Origin of the sequence: Bacillus sp. FSL R5-0416 (assembly GCF_037975425.1) — a bacterium.
Classification (GTDB): domain Bacteria; phylum Bacillota; class Bacilli; order Bacillales; family Bacillaceae; genus Bacillus; species Bacillus subtilis.
Genome location: NZ_CP150252.1, coordinates 4,085,103 through 4,100,600 on the forward strand (window position 1 = coordinate 4,085,103; position 15,498 = coordinate 4,100,600).

At 45.7% G+C, this 15,498-nt stretch carries 17 protein-coding genes and 1 pseudogene; 3 read left to right on the top strand and 15 right to left on the bottom strand.

The genetic code is table 11. The features are described from left to right. Positions 1 to 112 precede the first annotated feature (112 nt). The 3 genes and pseudogenes from yidA to NYE20_RS21525 form a co-directional block, all read right to left on the bottom strand. Positions 113 to 925: a sugar-phosphatase gene (gene yidA, locus NYE20_RS21515; RefSeq protein WP_103804021.1), complete on the bottom strand. Its 813-nt coding sequence runs from the start codon at positions 923 to 925 to the stop codon at positions 113 to 115. Positions 926 to 964: 39 nt separating this feature from the next. Next, complete coding sequence (locus NYE20_RS21520) at positions 965 to 1,522, bottom strand: hypothetical protein (RefSeq protein ID WP_003242636.1); 558 nt, start codon at positions 1,520 to 1,522, stop codon at positions 965 to 967. Then, positions 1,503 to 1,936, bottom strand: a pseudogene (locus NYE20_RS21525) (DUF3255 family protein). The gene NYE20_RS21520 and the pseudogene NYE20_RS21525 overlap by 20 nt, the downstream one beginning before the upstream one ends. A 90-nt stretch (positions 1,937 to 2,026) precedes the next feature. On the opposite strand from NYE20_RS21525, the gene cotNE reads away from it, so the two are divergent. Next, a complete protein-coding gene (cotNE, locus tag NYE20_RS21530) occupies positions 2,027 to 2,392 on the top strand; it encodes an inner spore coat protein CotNE (protein WP_003227093.1) in 366 nt (121 codons plus the stop codon). A 247-nt stretch (positions 2,393 to 2,639) separates the two neighbouring features. Continuing rightward, positions 2,640 to 2,993, top strand: a complete 354-nt coding sequence (locus NYE20_RS21535) for a hypothetical protein (RefSeq protein ID WP_003236356.1) — start codon at positions 2,640 to 2,642, stop codon at positions 2,991 to 2,993. Between the two features lie 43 nt (positions 2,994 to 3,036). Here NYE20_RS21535 and NYE20_RS21540 read toward each other — a convergent pair whose 3' ends face one another. Continuing rightward, a complete protein-coding gene (locus tag NYE20_RS21540; protein WP_003227087.1) occupies positions 3,037 to 3,435 on the bottom strand; it encodes a hypothetical protein in 399 nt (132 codons plus the stop codon). Between the two features lie 177 nt (positions 3,436 to 3,612). On the opposite strand from NYE20_RS21540, the gene NYE20_RS21545 reads away from it, so the two are divergent. After that, complete coding sequence (locus NYE20_RS21545) at positions 3,613 to 4,578, top strand: iron-hydroxamate ABC transporter substrate-binding protein (protein WP_015250857.1); 966 nt, start codon at positions 3,613 to 3,615, stop codon at positions 4,576 to 4,578. A gap of 40 nt (positions 4,579 to 4,618) precedes the next feature. Here NYE20_RS21545 and NYE20_RS21550 read toward each other — a convergent pair whose 3' ends face one another. The 11 genes from NYE20_RS21550 to iolE all read right to left on the bottom strand — a co-directional run bounded on the left by NYE20_RS21550 (position 4,619) and on the right by iolE (position 15,496). Further along, on the bottom strand, positions 4,619 to 4,966 hold the full coding sequence (locus tag NYE20_RS21550; RefSeq protein WP_021481023.1) for a YxeA family protein: 348 nt from the start codon (positions 4,964 to 4,966) through the stop codon (positions 4,619 to 4,621). Positions 4,967 to 4,979: 13 nt separating this feature from the next. Next, the gene (yxdM, locus tag NYE20_RS21555) at positions 4,980 to 6,848 is read right to left on the bottom strand and encodes an ABC transporter permease YxdM (protein WP_017696088.1); all 1,869 of its coding nucleotides are present in this window, start codon (positions 6,846 to 6,848) and stop codon (positions 4,980 to 4,982) included. After that, the gene (gene yxdL, locus NYE20_RS21560) at positions 6,823 to 7,596 is read right to left on the bottom strand and encodes an ABC transporter ATP-binding protein YxdL (protein ID WP_021481025.1); all 774 of its coding nucleotides are present in this window, start codon (positions 7,594 to 7,596) and stop codon (positions 6,823 to 6,825) included. The genes yxdM and yxdL overlap by 26 nt, the downstream gene beginning before the upstream one ends. Positions 7,597 to 7,739: 143 nt before the next feature. Further along, on the bottom strand, positions 7,740 to 8,717 hold the full coding sequence (gene yxdK / locus NYE20_RS21565; RefSeq protein ID WP_015385109.1) for a two-component system sensor histidine kinase YxdK: 978 nt from the start codon (positions 8,715 to 8,717) through the stop codon (positions 7,740 to 7,742). Next, positions 8,714 to 9,403 (bottom strand): response regulator transcription factor, encoded by a 690-nt coding sequence (yxdJ, locus tag NYE20_RS21570; RefSeq protein ID WP_212082607.1) that lies wholly within the window; start codon positions 9,401 to 9,403, stop codon positions 8,714 to 8,716. Before yxdJ ends, yxdK begins: the two co-directional genes overlap by 4 nt. A gap of 107 nt (positions 9,404 to 9,510) precedes the next feature. Further along, complete coding sequence (gene iolJ / locus NYE20_RS21575) at positions 9,511 to 10,383, bottom strand: 6-phospho-5-dehydro-2-deoxy-D-gluconate aldolase (protein ID WP_014478478.1); 873 nt, start codon at positions 10,381 to 10,383, stop codon at positions 9,511 to 9,513. A 20-nt stretch (positions 10,384 to 10,403) separates the two neighbouring features. Next, positions 10,404 to 11,240: a 2-keto-myo-inositol isomerase gene (gene iolI, locus NYE20_RS21580; RefSeq protein WP_015483926.1), complete on the bottom strand. Its 837-nt coding sequence runs from the start codon at positions 11,238 to 11,240 to the stop codon at positions 10,404 to 10,406. 85 nt (positions 11,241 to 11,325) lie between these two features. After that, positions 11,326 to 12,195 carry a sugar phosphate isomerase/epimerase gene (locus tag NYE20_RS21585; protein WP_015250852.1) on the bottom strand — a complete coding sequence of 290 codons (870 nt, stop codon included), beginning with the start codon at positions 12,193 to 12,195 and terminating at the stop codon, positions 11,326 to 11,328. A 19-nt stretch (positions 12,196 to 12,214) separates the two neighbouring features. Next, positions 12,215 to 13,249 (bottom strand): bifunctional inositol 2-dehydrogenase/D-chiro-inositol 1-dehydrogenase, encoded by a 1,035-nt coding sequence (iolG, locus tag NYE20_RS21590; RefSeq protein WP_003244482.1) that lies wholly within the window; start codon positions 13,247 to 13,249, stop codon positions 12,215 to 12,217. A gap of 22 nt (positions 13,250 to 13,271) precedes the next feature. Next, a complete protein-coding gene (gene iolF, locus NYE20_RS21595; RefSeq protein WP_032725035.1) occupies positions 13,272 to 14,588 on the bottom strand; it encodes a myo-inositol transporter IolF in 1,317 nt (438 codons plus the stop codon). 14 nt (positions 14,589 to 14,602) lie between these two features. Beyond that, entirely contained in the window at positions 14,603 to 15,496 is an 894-nt protein-coding gene (gene iolE, locus NYE20_RS21600) for a myo-inosose-2 dehydratase (protein ID WP_064671727.1), read from the bottom strand. Positions 15,497 to 15,498: the final 2 nt, after the last annotated feature.

Consider the following 15,498-nt stretch of genomic DNA (forward strand, 5'->3'; position numbering starts at 1 on the left):
TGTGAACGAATTGGTTTTATCAGCATAACGAAAGTCAAATCGGTTCGTCAAAGAATTGACATTACATCAAATAAAACGAAAAAATCCAGCCTTTAGAAGGCTGGATTTTTTATTATTTAGCCAAAACAAGCTCGTGAATCGCATGCGCAACACCATGTTCATTATTGGAGCGTGTTTGAAAGTTTGCGGCTTCCAATACTTCTGGGATGGCGTTTGCCATGGCAACCCCGCAGCCCGCCCATTCGATCATTGTCAGGTCGTTCCCATTGTCGCCTATGCCCATGACTTCCGCCTGTTCAATTCCAAGCAGCTGAGCCAGCTGGCGTACAGCATTTCCTTTGCTGGCTTCCGGGTGCAGAATCTCATAAAAGAAAGGCGCGCTTTTGACCATTGAATATTTTTCTCTCACGTCTTTTGGAATCGATGTAATGACGCGGTTTAAGTTCTCCGGTTTATCAATAAACATCACTTTCGGGATGAGGATATCTTTTGGCACCTCGTCAATCTTGCGGAAATGAAGCGGCACCTGTGTCACATAGGATTCGTATACGGTAAATTCGCTAATATCCCGGTTAGGCGTATACAAATTAGATGAGTCAAAGAAATGCATCGGCGTCTTCAGCTCTAAGCTCAGGTCATATAATGAAGTCAAATCATCATAACCGAGAGACAGCTCCGAGACCACTTCATTTGTATGCGTATTTTGAACAAGCGCTCCATTATACGCAATGACATAGTCGCCTTCTTCAATTAAATTCAGTTCATCTAAATATCTCTGCACACCCCCGATAGGCCGGCCGGTGCAAAGCACAATTTTGACACCTTCCGCTTTTGCCGCGTGAAGGGCGTCGCGGACCTCCTCTGTTACTTCATGATGATCATTTAAAAGTGTTCCATCCATATCAATTGCAATTAGTTTGTACATCCTGCATCTCCTTCATGTCGTTTTCAGGCTATAGTCCCATCATATCGTTTTTTCTTTTTGATATTCAACCGGAAGAGATGGTTTTCTCCGGATTCTGTTTAGACGCCGCCCTTGTCTTCGGATACGCAAGCGCGGTTTCCGCTTTCTTTCTGCCTTGACGCCGTTTTCTGCTTTTTTCTGTTTCATCAGCAGAAAGCCGGCAGCTAGAAAAGGAATGCCGGTTATATTCAAGATGGCAAGCTTCACACCCGCCGCGATGAAAAAGAACCCCCATGAAGATGATGGATTCCGTCTGATCATGACGTAAGCCGCCATTTCCAGAACGATCAGGATGGCATGAAGCACTATGCCATAAATCAGCAATACAAGGGCAAAAAACAAAACATAATTCACGATTGCCCCTGAGTACATCATAGCGCGCATCATTTGTATAAACGATAAGGACTGCATGGAGCCGCTGATTACATTAGGGTTATAGATCGTATAGTCACTAAATAAATGTTTGACTTTGAGAAAAGCCCATAATATAAATATCCATTGAATGATATGTAAAACAAGCCCCGCTGCCACCAGTCTTTCAGCTTTTTGATTTCTCATCTTTCTCCTCCCTGCCGGTCTTTGATTCGATTCTTGTCATCGTTTTTGTCTGGCCATTTTGCTCCCATATCAATGTCCCGTTTTCTCCTCTTTTCAGCGTGCTTTTGAGCGGATAATAGGGGCCGAGGTACTGAATCTCGATAGACCCGTCAGTGCTTTGGGAAATCACCTTGTATGCCATAAAAGGCAGCTGTACCTCTCCTCTTCCTTCCATCACTTCCGTTTCCACAACCTCGTCTTCAGTAAATGTGACTGTTGCTGATTTCACGCCGTCCGTTGGCCCGGGGGCAAGCCCCTCATCCCACGTTCCGTAATAAAACGGCGTCTCTTCTTTTTGCTGCTGGCAGCCCGATACCATGATGCATACAGCAATTAAAAACAAATGCCATATTTGTTTCTCAAGGGGATCACCATCCTTTCCTCCTCTTTTTGGGCGAATGCCGTGCCACTGTGCCAATGACTACATAAGTTATAAGGAATTCACCCACAAGGAGATTGATCATAATGAACCCTTATCAATATTACAGCCCTCAGCTGCCTCAGCAGGAACCTTACTATAGCCACTATGAGTACAATCCTTATCCGCAGCAGGATGTATACGATCCATACCAAATGGACAGACAGCCGGCATTGGAAAGAAGAATCGCAGCACTTGAACGGCAAAATGAACAGCAGTCAAGAGAATTAACCCGTCTGACAAACGAAGACCGCCGTCAAAATCGGGAAATTGCACGGATTGCCGAACAGGTCAATCAGCTAAGCCAGGCTGTTGAACGCCATACACGCCGCTTAAACCGGCTCAATCAGCGCCTCCGTACAGTAGAAAACCGGCTGAATATCCCATTTACTGCAGGGGAAGGCGGTTTCTGAGCGAAACAAAGAAAAAAAGCGGAATACGATTCTCCCATCTCAGGGTTTCGTTTTCCGCCATTCTTATATGTTAAAACGGAACATTTACATAAAAAGGGTTTGTACCCAGTATACAATCTTTACCGTTTTCATTCAAAGACAGAGGGGCTGAGGAAAATAATTGTAGTTCCTCATTTGCAGAATTTCTTTTCATTCAGGTTGCATGATAATACCGACTCACGTCAATCGATACATGGAGGGATCATTCATGCATAATACACAACACGGCTTGCAGCAGCTGAATCAATGCCGCCAGACTGCTCAGCAGCTCATTCAGCAAACACAGCAAAGCAGCCAGCAATATCGCCAAATGCTTCATCAGGAACAGCAAAACATCCAAATGCTGCAGCAGATTCTAAACCACGAACAACAAGCTGCACATACCATTCAGCAAGCACTGCACGGGCATGACATGGCGATTCAAAAGTGCCAGCAGGTTGTCAACATGTGCAACCAAATGCAACAGGAACTTACTGGACAATCCAGCGTCATGAATACGAATGTGTCTACACTTCCATTCGGCCAAAACACGCCATTTCAGCAGCAATCCTATCAGCAGTAACATATAAAAAGCTCAACACAATGCGAGTGTTGAGCTTTTTTTCTTACTGTTCTTTGCGAATATGTATATCCTGAATAGACTGTTTCGGTGCATGAAATCTGCTCTCGGCTTCACTTCTTGCCTCGGCAAAAGCCCGCGCCTCCACATGATCTTTGTAGACATCCAGCTGAATCAAATACAGCGGGCGCACTTTAAATCCATGAATAATGGTCACCGCCCATAACGGGACCACAATAAAAACACCGGGCAGATCGGGCAATACAAAACCAAACGCAAAAATGAAAAAATAAATGATGCCGTACATGATCCACTTTCTATTTCTAACCTTGATGCCAATAAATAAAAAGGCAAAAAAACTGGTAATGGCAAAAGGCATGAAAATAAAAAGCATCCACCAGCTATGCAGCCATTCCCAAGCGGAACCTCTTTTTGTAATTCCCATATTTTTCTCCTCCTATTTACCTATAATAATCGATTAGGCATACCGCGTCACCCATAAACGGGAAAAACTTTCTCCCTTAAAAATAGTGATAGACGGGGAACAGGTTTCTTGCTATATTATTAATTGATAATGATAATCATTACTAATCTATTGAGATACATAGTGGGAGGGTTCTTGATGAAAAAGAACATATTGCTCGTGGGCATGCTTGTGCTGCTTCTCATGTTTGTCAGCGCTTGCAGCGGCACGGCTTCTAAAGGGAGCTCAAGCGATTCTGCTTCCGAAAAAACAGAAATGAGAACATACAAATCACCAAAAGGGAACGTCAACATTCCTGCACATCCGAAACGCATCGTCACTGATTTTTATGCCGGTGAATTGCTGTCTGTCGGGGCCAATGTGGTCGGCTCAGGCTCATGGTCATTTGATAATCCGTTTTTAAAATCAAAGCTGAAAAATGTGAAGGATGTTGGTGATCCAATCAGCGTTGAAAAAGTGATGGAGCTTCAGCCTGACTTAATTGTTGTCATGAATGAAGAGAATGTTGATAAATTAAAGAAAATCGCTCCGACTGTTGTCATACCTTATAACACAGCGAAAAACGTAGAAGACACAGTCAGCATGTTCGGAGAAATCGCCGGAGCGAAAGACAAAGCAAAATCCTTTATGGCTGACTTTAACAAAAAAGCGGAAGCAGCTAAGAAGAAAATTGCCGGCGTCATCGACAAAGATGCGACCTTCGGCATTTATGAAAACACAGACAAGGGCGAATTCTGGGTGTTCAATGACAATGGCGGACGCGGCGGCCAAGCTGTATACAATGCACTTGGGTTAAAAGCGCCTGAAAAAATTGAGCAAGATGTCATCAAAAAAGGAGAGATGAAACAGCTCTCTCAAGAGGTTATTCCTGAGTATGCCGCAGATTATATGTTCATTACGGATTACAACCCGAAAGGCGAAAGCAAAACACTCGACAAGCTGGAGAATTCCTCTATTTGGAAAAATCTTGACGCTGTTAAACATAATCGCGTGTTTATCAATGACTTTGACACGTTCTACCCGTACGACCCGATTTCTGTCAGCAAACAGGTGGATATCATCACCGACATGCTGATCAAACGGGCCGAAGAAAATAAAAAATAAAAAAACGGCACAGTCATGACGCTGTGCCGTTTTTTATGATTCACTTTAATTTTGATTGTACGGAGTCCGGCATATTTTCAAACTTGACTTCTTCCCAAGTCTCGACATACTTTCCTTTCGCCTTCACCTTCAAATACGCGTTCTTCCGAAGCTCTTTGCCGGCGAAAAAGGTCACTTCTTCTTTTTTCCCGGATGCATTATATCCGTCTAATGTATATTCAGTACCGCCCGGACTAAGATGTCTGCCATCTCGATCAATCTGAACATAGACATCTTGCTGGTGAATAAACGGATTAAATCTGTCTGTAACATCGTTATGAAAAAAGAGAAGCCCGCATATTACGGCAGCAGCCGCCAAGACGGCCAGGATTGCCATTGCTTTTTTCATCTTTGCACTCCCCTTACTTGTTCATTTTTTTCAAATAGCTTGACCGCACCGCGAGGAAGAATAGAAGCTGAAAAATGAAAAACCCTCCGATGGTGAGACTGAGCGGCCCCGCGACATCAGAATAGCCTTCCACAGCCAATGTTCTCAAGGCAAACAGTGTATGCATGACGGCAATGACAAATGGAAAGAAGAAAAGAATCGCCAATTGTATTGTCACGCTTTGTGCCATTTCACGCTCACTCAGGCCGATTTTTGCCAGTGAACGGTAGCGCTCCCGGTCTTCATCTAAATCAGTGAACAGCCTGAAATATAAGAAACTTGCTGCCGCGACAAAGAATACAATTGCGATAAACAGGCCGATAAATAAACTCAGGCTCGGCAGCTGCACCGTATCATAGTAAGTCCCGGCTTTTGAAGCAAAATCAGAATGCACGTCGATATAATTGCCGTAAATCTCATTTTGCAAGGATTGGCTGATCTCAAGACTGTCTTTCCAATGATCATAGCTGTAGCCGTATAATGACGCTTTATCACCGAGTGATTTCAGCTGATCAAAGGTTTGATCATTCACCGCGATGATGGCATTCAATGAGATCAGCGGTTTTTTGACTTCTTTTACCGACAGTTTTTGATCAGACAGCTCCCCTTTTTGGTTCAGCAGCTTCAGCTGATCCGGCGCTTCGTTTTTGAAATTGCGGTCATATGTTCCCGGGAAATAGACAGCCTCGTCTTCTTTCAGGCCGTTCACTTTGACATGGAAGTATTTTGCCGCATCCGATTCACTGATCATGTAAACAGGGGGAACAGTTTCTCCTTCCTGATAGCGAACATAGGAAACATCTATTTTGTCTTTCTTATACGTAAAGCCGTGTGTTTTCAGTTCATGGTCAATATCTTTCAAATGAGTCTGTTCTTTTGGATTATTGCTGTAAGATAAATACTCCATTTCATAAGCGGACTCTTCCGCTCCGACGGTCGATTTGTACATTGCGAGCACGCCTGTCGCAGTAAACGCAACCGCGGAAATAATGCTGACAATAAAGAACAGGCGGGCGTTGTCTTTTAGACGATAGACAAGGTCAGAAACCCAAATGATGTTTTTCCCGCGCAGATAAAAGGTTTTCCACTTCTTCAGCGCGCGCAGAATCCATATGCTGCTTTGGCTGAAAAAGAAATATGTTCCGATGACGGTGAGCAGTAAAATGATAAACGGTTCGGCCCCGTGGACATTGCCTTTAAGAACCATGCCGTACCCGCCGCACAGACAGGCGATGCCAAATAAGGACAGAAGCACGGACGGCTTAGGCTCCGGCTTAACCTTGCCAGTGCCCTTTATTAATTTGATAACCGTATTTGATCTGACAAAAAGGATCGTAAACTGCGATAAAAAGAAAAATAAGAGCAGAAATCCGCAGGCCGTAATACCGAGCGCTTTCCAAGGCATATACAAAGGCAGCGCGTCCATTTCTAAAATATAAGCGCCGACCGTAAAGAACGTCTTTGAAAAAATGAATCCTCCGATAATGCCGGCTGCAATTGACATGACGCCGATGATCATATTTTCCGCCGTAATGAGCTTTCTCAGCTGACCCGGCGTGATGCCCTGCATGAGCAGAATGCCGAATTCTTTATTTCTCGATTTCAAAAATGCGTTAACCGAATACAGAACAAATAAGAAAGAAAAAACAAAGATCATCCATTCCGCAGCGGTTAAGCCTTTTTTGGCGATGTTATTCAGGTAGCCTTCCTTTAATGCCGGATGAAACAAGAACATCGCAAAGGTAAAGAAAATCAAAACGGAAAAGGCGCTGCTTAAAAAGAATGCAAGATAGGCCCTTTTGTTTCTCGTGACGTTTTTATAAGCGAACTGAAGAAAGGTCATTTGCGTTTCCCCCCAGCATAGACAGCACATCGAGAATTTGTTCATAAAATACTTGGCGGTTTTCCCCGCGGTAAATCTCATTAAACAGTTCGCCGTCTTTTATAAAGATGACGCGGCGGCAGTAGCTTGCCGCAACAGGATCGTGGGTCACCATCAAAGCCGTGACATGATCATCCTGATTCAGGCTCTGCATCGTTTCCATGACGTCTTTTGACGCTTTGGAATCAAGGTTGCCCGTCGGTTCATCGGCCAGGATGAGTGACGGCTTATGAATGACCGCTCTTGCGATGGCGGCACGCTGGCGCTGTCCTCCGGATACTTCAAACGTCCGTTTGTTGAGCAGGTTTTCGATTCCGAGCTTTGCCGCGATGCCGTGCAGTTTTTCTTCCATGACAGACGGCGCTTCTTTTTCAAGCGTTAACGGCAGCATGATATTTTCACCGATCGTCAGCGTGTCCAGAAGGTTGAAATCCTGAAACACAAATCCGAGCTGCTTGCGGCGGAAATGAGCGAGCTTTGTCCGCTTCAGGCGATGCGGGTTTTCTCCGTGAATCAGGATATCGCCTGAATCTGGACGGTCAATCGTTGAAATGATATTCAAAAGCGTTGTTTTTCCGGACCCGGACGGCCCCATCACCGCCGTGAACTCGCCTTCTTCTATTGAAAATGAAATTTGCTTTAAGGCTTGATAGGATACTTGTCCTTTATAGGTTTTATTTATATGTTTGACTTCAAGCATATTCGCCATGAAAATCCTCCTTATGGTTTTATTCTTGTTGATCTGGGCTGCTTTCATGTAGTGCCGGGACGTTCAACATAAAAATCCCCTTGACATAAATCCATGTTATCAAGGGGAAACAAAGCGGGCTATGTTGTTTTCTTAACGCAGCCTTACATTTTTGTAAGAAATGAAAATCGAACTGACGTCCCTTCACCGGGAGACGAGCTGATGTCCACCGTATGATTGAGCTTATCTGTAATTTCTTTGACGAGATGGAGGCCGATTCCCGTAGATTCTTGGAAACGCCGCCCGTTTTCACCCGTGTAATAAGGGTCAAACACCCGCTTGATGTCTTGCGAGGGAATCCCGACACCGTAATCTTTGACTTCAAGCACCGTCCTGTCTTCATCGCGGAAGACATTCAGCTCAAGTCTGTCACTCTTGCCCGCTGAATACTTGACCGCATTTGTGACCACTTGGCCAATCGCAAATTTGAGCCATTTGGCATCGGTGTAAATCTGATGATCATCGCAAACGTTCATTTTCGGATAAACGCGATATTGAATAAAAAATCGTTTATAGCTTTGAATAACTGATTGGAGAAGCTCGGACAGGGAAACCGCTTCAATTTTAAAATCCCTTTCAAACAGGTCGAGCCTTGAAGAATAAAGAAGCGTCTCCAGCCCGAATTCAATCTGCCGGACTTCTTTTTTGATTTGTTCAAAAACGGGCTCATCCTCTTCTTGAATGATTAAATTAATGACCGACAGCGGCGTCTTTACTTGGTGCACCCATTGATTCATATACGTCACCCGCGCGTCCAGCTTGGCTTCGGTCTCATGGAGCTTCTGGTGCTGCAGCCGGATCAGCTCCATCTGCTTTTCATACAGCTCTGAACAGAACACTGAAGAACCGAGATACGGGATATCCGTCCCTTCCTGCCCCGAGCTGAGCCAATGATACACGCCGCGATCTTTGTACCAGCGATAGGCAAGATAACCCGCCAAAATAAGAAGCTGCACGCCCAATATGTAAAACAAGTGAGAAAAAGAATGAAGACCCGCAAACCAGTAATAAAAGAAGACAAACAGCCCTTGAAGGAGAAAAAGCAGAATCAGCACTGCATGAGACCGGAGAAACAGCTTCATGACTGCGCCCTCAGCTGGTAGCCTTCGCCCCGCACCGCTTCAATAGAAACAGGCGCATTCAGCTCTCGCAGTTTTTTTCTGAGCCGCGTGATATACACGTTAAGTGTATTATCATCGATGAATATGTCGGTGTCCCACGTCTTTTCCATGAGACGGTCCCGACTCGTCACCTTTTCTCCCCGCTCAAGCAGCACTTCCAAAAGCTTGCTTTCTTTTTTAGAAAGCTCGCTTTTTTCATCCTGAAAACGCAGTTCAAACCGTTCCACAAAGAGCTGAACGCCGGCATATTCAACCACTTTCTCTCCCTGCTTTGCGGCGTACTCCCCGTACGCCCTCCGGATCTGGCTTTTGATTTTCGCAAGCACAATATCATAAGAAAACGGTTTTTCGATATAATCGTCTCCCCCATTTTCAATCGCCATCACCTGATCCATTTCCCCGCTTCTGGCAGAAATAAAGATGATCGGGCTTGTGGAGTGCTGGCGGATCTGCCGGCACCAATAATATCCGTCATATGCCGGCAAATTGATATCAAGCAGCACCACATCGGGCTTTTCCCGCAAAAAGACATCAAGAACAGCTGTAAAATCCGCGGCGACCACTGTTTGATATCTGTATTTTTCAAGGTAATTCTGCAATAGTCCGCGAATGTCTTCACTGTCTTCCACAATCATGATTTTATTCAAACTGAACCACTCCCGTTTCTTACACTGCTGCCATCATCATAATCGTTTTGGGCATATTGACGCAACACCGCACAAAAAAACCGCCATCTCGGCGGTTTTTGGTCTCTTTAGCCGACCTGCTGCTTAGCTGCTTTACCGGCTGATCCGAACTCTCTCATTTTGCTTCGCACTGTCTCTTCCACGGCTTCAATGCCGGGTGTCAAATAGCCGCGCGGTTCGTACAGATCGCTGTTTTCCTGGAACATGCGGCGTGTTTCGTCTGTCCACGCTACCATACATTCCGTATTGATATTGATCTTCGCGTGGCCGAGCGTGATGGCTTTTTTGATCTGATCCTGCGGAATCCCGGATGCCCCGTGAAGAACGAGGGGAATATCAGTCATGCGGGAGATAGCCTCCATTTCCTTAAATCCGAGATTCGGCTCACCCTGATATTTGCCGTGTACAGAGCCGAGGGCGGCGGCCAGCGCGTCGATATTGGTTTCTTTGACGATCCGCTCACATTCCGTGATATCGGCATAGCAGACCCCGCCGACCAGTCCGTCTTCCATTCCGCCGACCGTGCCGACTTCGGCTTCTACTGATACGCCGTGTTTTGCGGCATAATCGGTGACTTCTTTTGTCATTGCGATATTCTCGTCAATCGGCTGATGGGAGCCGTCAATCATCACTGAGCTGAATCCGGCATCAATGGCCTGTCTGCAGCGTTCCGCACTACTGCCGTGATCGAGATGAAGCACGACCGGAACGGTAATTGCCATGTCCTCTATTAACGCCCCTACCATGGCGGCAATCGTTTTAAATCCGCCTAAATAGTCGACCAGGCGATCGGAAGCCGCGGCGATGACCGGTGATTGCTCCTTTTGCGCCGCCTGCAAAATCGCCTTCGTCCATTGCAGGCCGTTGATATTAAACTGGCCAATTGCATATTGCTCCCGCTTTGCATCTTCAAGAAGCTCTTTCATCGATACAAAAGCCATGTCCACCCCTCCTTTATCCATTACATGCTGAAGTATTTTGATACGACGTCCACTGTTGTTTTTTTCGCTGTTTGAATGGCTTCCTCAGCAGTCAGCTTATAGTATTCAGGCCGGAAGAGCTCAACCGATACAACATCAGAGAAGCCGATTTCCTTCAGTGCTGATAAGTGGGCATCTAAGTCAATTGCCCCTTGTCCCGGCCATACACGATCCTCATCTGTTAAAAAGCCGATTGGGAAATCTTCTGTATCATCAATATGATAGATGAAGATTTTCTTTCCGTCCGCCTGCTTTAAGCTCTCAATATTTGAACCCATTGCATGGAAGTGAAAACTGTCAAGGACAAGCCCGACATTGTCACGGTTAACTGTGTTTACGATCTCATACGCCTGTTCAAACGTATTGACCGTACATTGCGGATGGCCGACAAATTCAAGTGCGATTTTTACGCCGTACGGCTCCGCGATATCTGACAGCTCAGTCAGCACGTCTACACTGCTCTTTTTGATCTCTTCTTTTACAATCTTCTGCTCTGTCACAAGCGGAACGGCCACCACATATTTCACACCGAGGGTTTTGCATGTTTCCATCATGCCTTTAAATTCAGTGATGATCTCGTTGTGGCCCTTTTCATCACGGTTGTTGAAGAAAACAAGCGCGTTTAAAGCAAGCGGTTTGATGTGATGGGTTTGAAAATATTCCGCAAGATCTGCCAATGAATGATCTTTTAAGTACTCCGGCAGCTTATCCATTGTGCGGATTTCAATATAATCATAGCCGTGCTTTTCGCATAGTTCTAAATCCTGTTTAAGGTTTGAGTTTTCCAATGTTGTCGCTTCATTAAAACAAAGTTTCATGCCAGACTCCCCCATCTGCGTTTTAGATATGAAGGGAGTTCGGCAGGAAGGCTGTCGCCATATCCCGCCGAACTCCATGCTCAGCTTATGCCAGACCTAATTCTTCTTTCATTTTCTTAAGCATAAATCGGCTTGATTCATCCGCTCTTTCATCGACCCAAGCAAATACGGCATTCGTCGCAATTCCGTCGAACTTCATCTCTCTCAGTTTTCTGAAAATCGTATCAAAATCAACCTCGCCTTGACCAATGTCCAAATGCTGGTGAACCGTTACTTTCGCGTCAGGCGGATTGACGATATAGCGAAGACCATGAGCCGCTTTATGATTATAGGTATCTGCAAATAAAACATGTGTGAGGCGGTCGCCGGCTTCGTCAAACATGGTCTCGATGTCGCCTTTGCCGTCATCATAGAAGAACGTATGCGCAGTCGAGTAGACAAGATTGATCCAATCCTTGTCAAGCGCGCGGATCATATCCATCGCACCTTTGTGCGTTTCGATAAAATCGTATGGGTGGGCTTGAAGATTAAGTTTAATACCTTCTTTTTCAAAGACTGGCAGAAGCTCATCCATGGATTTGATAAATTTTTCTTCACTTGTTAAAGGATCATATTTTGAACCGCTGAATTCGCTGTTCATCAAATCCACTTCAAGTTCAACCGCAATTTCGATTGCCCGTTTCCAATTGCGCACCGCTGCCTGCCGGCGGTCTTCATCAGGACCCGCCCAGTGGTAAAGAGGAAGAAGCGATGAAAGCTTAACACCTGTATCTCTTAAAAGGCGCTTTAATTGTTTGATCTTTGCTGAATCAACTTTCGGATATTTATAAAACGGACAAAAATCCTCACGCGGAGACAATTCGATATATTCATAGCCAAGCTCCGCCGTTTTATAGACCGTTTCCTCTAAAGTTAAATCATCACGATACATGGATGGATCCAATGCTAATTTCATATTTTCACTCCTCTGTTTTTTAGTTTTGAACTGTTGTAAAAGATTGATAGAATTCCGGTTTTTCCTTCAATTCAACCTTTTCTTTTTGTCCAGATTCCTGGGCTTTTACACACGCGTCAGTCGTGACAGCAGCAATATAGCCGTCCCATGCCGTCGGTCCGCTGACCTCGCCTTTCTTTTGAATCGAATCAATAAAGTCTTGGATTTCCACATCATACGCAGCGACAAAGCGTCTCTGCCAATCCATCAAAATATCAGTGCTGAATCTGCCTTCTTTTCTCAAGCTGATGCTTGATGGTTCAGGAAGCTTGATGATGCCGTCTTCTCCGACGATTTCACATTGAATGTCATAGCCGTATTTACAGTTCACATAGATTTCAGCATTGATGACGATACCGCCTTTTGTTTCAATCACAACGATTTGCGGATCTTTTAAATGCGGCAGCGCGTTTTTCGATTTTTTCGGGTAGATGACTTGAACGGACTCGTAGTCATCGTTGACGAGCCAGTGCAGTACATCAATTTCATGAACAAGTGTGTCGACTACGGCCATATCGGTTGTGTAGTTATCTCCTACAGTCGGGTTGCGGTGCGCGCAGTGAATCATAAGCGGTTCGCCAATCACATGGTTATCGAGTGCTTCCTTCAGCTGTACGTAACCGCTGTCATAACGGCGCATGAAGCCGACTTGAACAAGGCGTTTGCCCACTTTGATTTCTTCTTCGACAATGCGCATGCATCCTTCAGCCGTTGTCGCGAGCGGTTTTTCACAGAACACATATTTCTGGGCTTTAATGGCTTTCAGCACGCTTGACTCATGCGCAGGCCCCCAGCTTGTCACTAAAACAGCGTCTACATTTTCGTCTGCAAGCAAGCTGTCATCATTCGGATAAACCGTCGCGTTTAATTGGTATTGCTCAACGACCTTTTGTGCAGCTTCTTGATTAACATCCGTTACAGCTACAATTTCCGCGCCGGACAGCTTGTTCGTGATGCGGTTAATATGTTCTTTTCCGATTGCTCCAGTTCCAATTACGCCAATACGTAAACTCATTGACAGCCACTCCTTCTGTTGGTTACATGATTTTGCTTTCTGTTCCTTGCTTTACTTGGCTCTGAGGAGATCCGTAGAGTTCCTCTTGAATTTGTTCAAGCGACTTGCCAGACGTATTCGGCGCAAAGAGCAGCCCGATGATCATACTGGCCGTCACACATCCGAGAAGGATTGCAGCCATCGTTCCAATGCCGAAATTGGTGATAATCATTGGGACAAACAGACTCCAAATCCCTATTGAAATACGGACAAGGAAAAACATCAGTCCTTGTGCGGAAGCACGATATTGCGTAGGAAAGATTTCACTGGCCCATAACTGATAGTTCGCTTGCTGCCCTGCTCCGTTATTGATGCCAATCACGACAATAAACAGGAGCAGAATCGGCAGGCCTTCAACTGGCAGCAGAAACAGTGTCCACCCGATCACCGCCATGAAAGCGGCGATTCCAAATACGGTTTTTCTATATTTGTCGGCAAAGGGCATGAAGATCAAGGCGACCCCCAATCCTGTGAAGATAAACAGCCCCATTTGCAAAAGGTTGGCCATGTTGGCAGATACACCGCCGACCTGCTGATAAATGTATGGCATAAAGAAGCCCATGACCCCGGCGGCTAAGTTCCAAACCAAGTACACACCCATCAAAAACAATATGCTTTTGAGATACATAGGCTTGAGCAAATCAAAATATGATGTCTTATTCAGTACAGCCGGCTTCTCTGCCTGAGCATCCTCCGGCTGATTTTTTGTCTGCCAGGCGTCTGATTCCGGAAGCCTGATTCTCAGGATGTACGTAATCAGCGCAATCACAAGCAGATGGGCAAATACGATTTTATTCCCCAGGAGTCCCAAGTCACCGGCCAGTACGGAGAGGAGCAGTACAACGACAGCGCCCGCGGCCCAAGCGACTTGTGCTACGCCGCAATGCCTGGCCCGATTCTTCTTTGGCGCATTTTCCGCAATAATGGTCCATGACGCGGTTATGTCAGCTCCTACTGATAAACCGATAATGATGTAACCGCTTAACAACATGGGGAAATTAACCCCGAACAAAACCAAACAAATCCCTAGTGCATAAACCAGCATACTATTGGTATAAACAGCCTTCCGTCCGACTTTATCAGCCAGAAACCCGCCAAGCAGCGCGCCGACAGCGGCAGAAATCGCATTTGCGCTCAGCGCGCCGAGCAGCCCGATTTGTGTATCGGATAGCTTAAGGTAACTGACCCATAATGATAAACCGGCGGAGCCTGCCACAATTGAACCGGCATCAATATAGTTGGCCAATGCTGCCGCGATTGTCCGTTTATTGAAGGCTGAATCTCCATTGGTATTGCCCATATGTTCATTCCCCATTAAGCCAGATCCAACAACTGCTGATCAATATAGTTTCTCGCAATCAATGCATACTCCAGCGGGTTTGCAACATCGGGGTCTTGTTCAGCTTCAATGACAATCCATCCGGAATAACTGTGCTTCAACAGCAGCTGATATACTTCTCTAAAGTCAATGCAGCCGTCACCGGGAACCGTAAACATGCCTTTTAAAAATGATTGCCGGAACGATTGTCCTTCGAGCCTGCATTGTTCCATGACATTCAGGCGGGCATCCTTAAAGTGCACATGCTTAATGCGGCCGATATGCTTCTCAAGCATCCCCATGTAATCGCCGTCAGAAATATACGCATGGCCTGTATCATAGAGGAGGTGTACATGCGCAGGGTCTGTTCCTGCCATCAGGCGGTCCACTTCTTCCGCTGTTTGGACACCAGTGCCGAGATGATGATGATAGACAAGCTTCAAGCCATGCTGAGCGGCAATTTCGCCAAGGTGATTCAGCCCTTCGCAAAGCCGCTCCCATTCATCATCCGTAAAGTGCGGCTTCTCTGTGAACACATTTTTCTCCAAGCCTTGCACGCTGTACGTTTGTTCAGAGACAACTGCGACATCCGCGTTTACTTGCTGCAAATACTCACAATGCAGGGTAAATGCCTTTGCCGCTTCACCAAGTCCGTCACGCAAAATAAAACTGCTGAACCATTTTCCTGCAATGCGTAAGTTCCGAAGCTTCAGCTCTTTGTTCAGGATGGCAGGTTCGGGGAAAAAGCCCCCGACCTCCGTGCCTTGAAAACGTGCGACAACGATATCACTTAACAAATGCTGAAGTGTATTTCCCGCTCCAATTTCAGGCATGTCATCATTCCGCCACCCAATGGGAGCGATTCCCCACAGGATTTCATTTTTGCCCATCT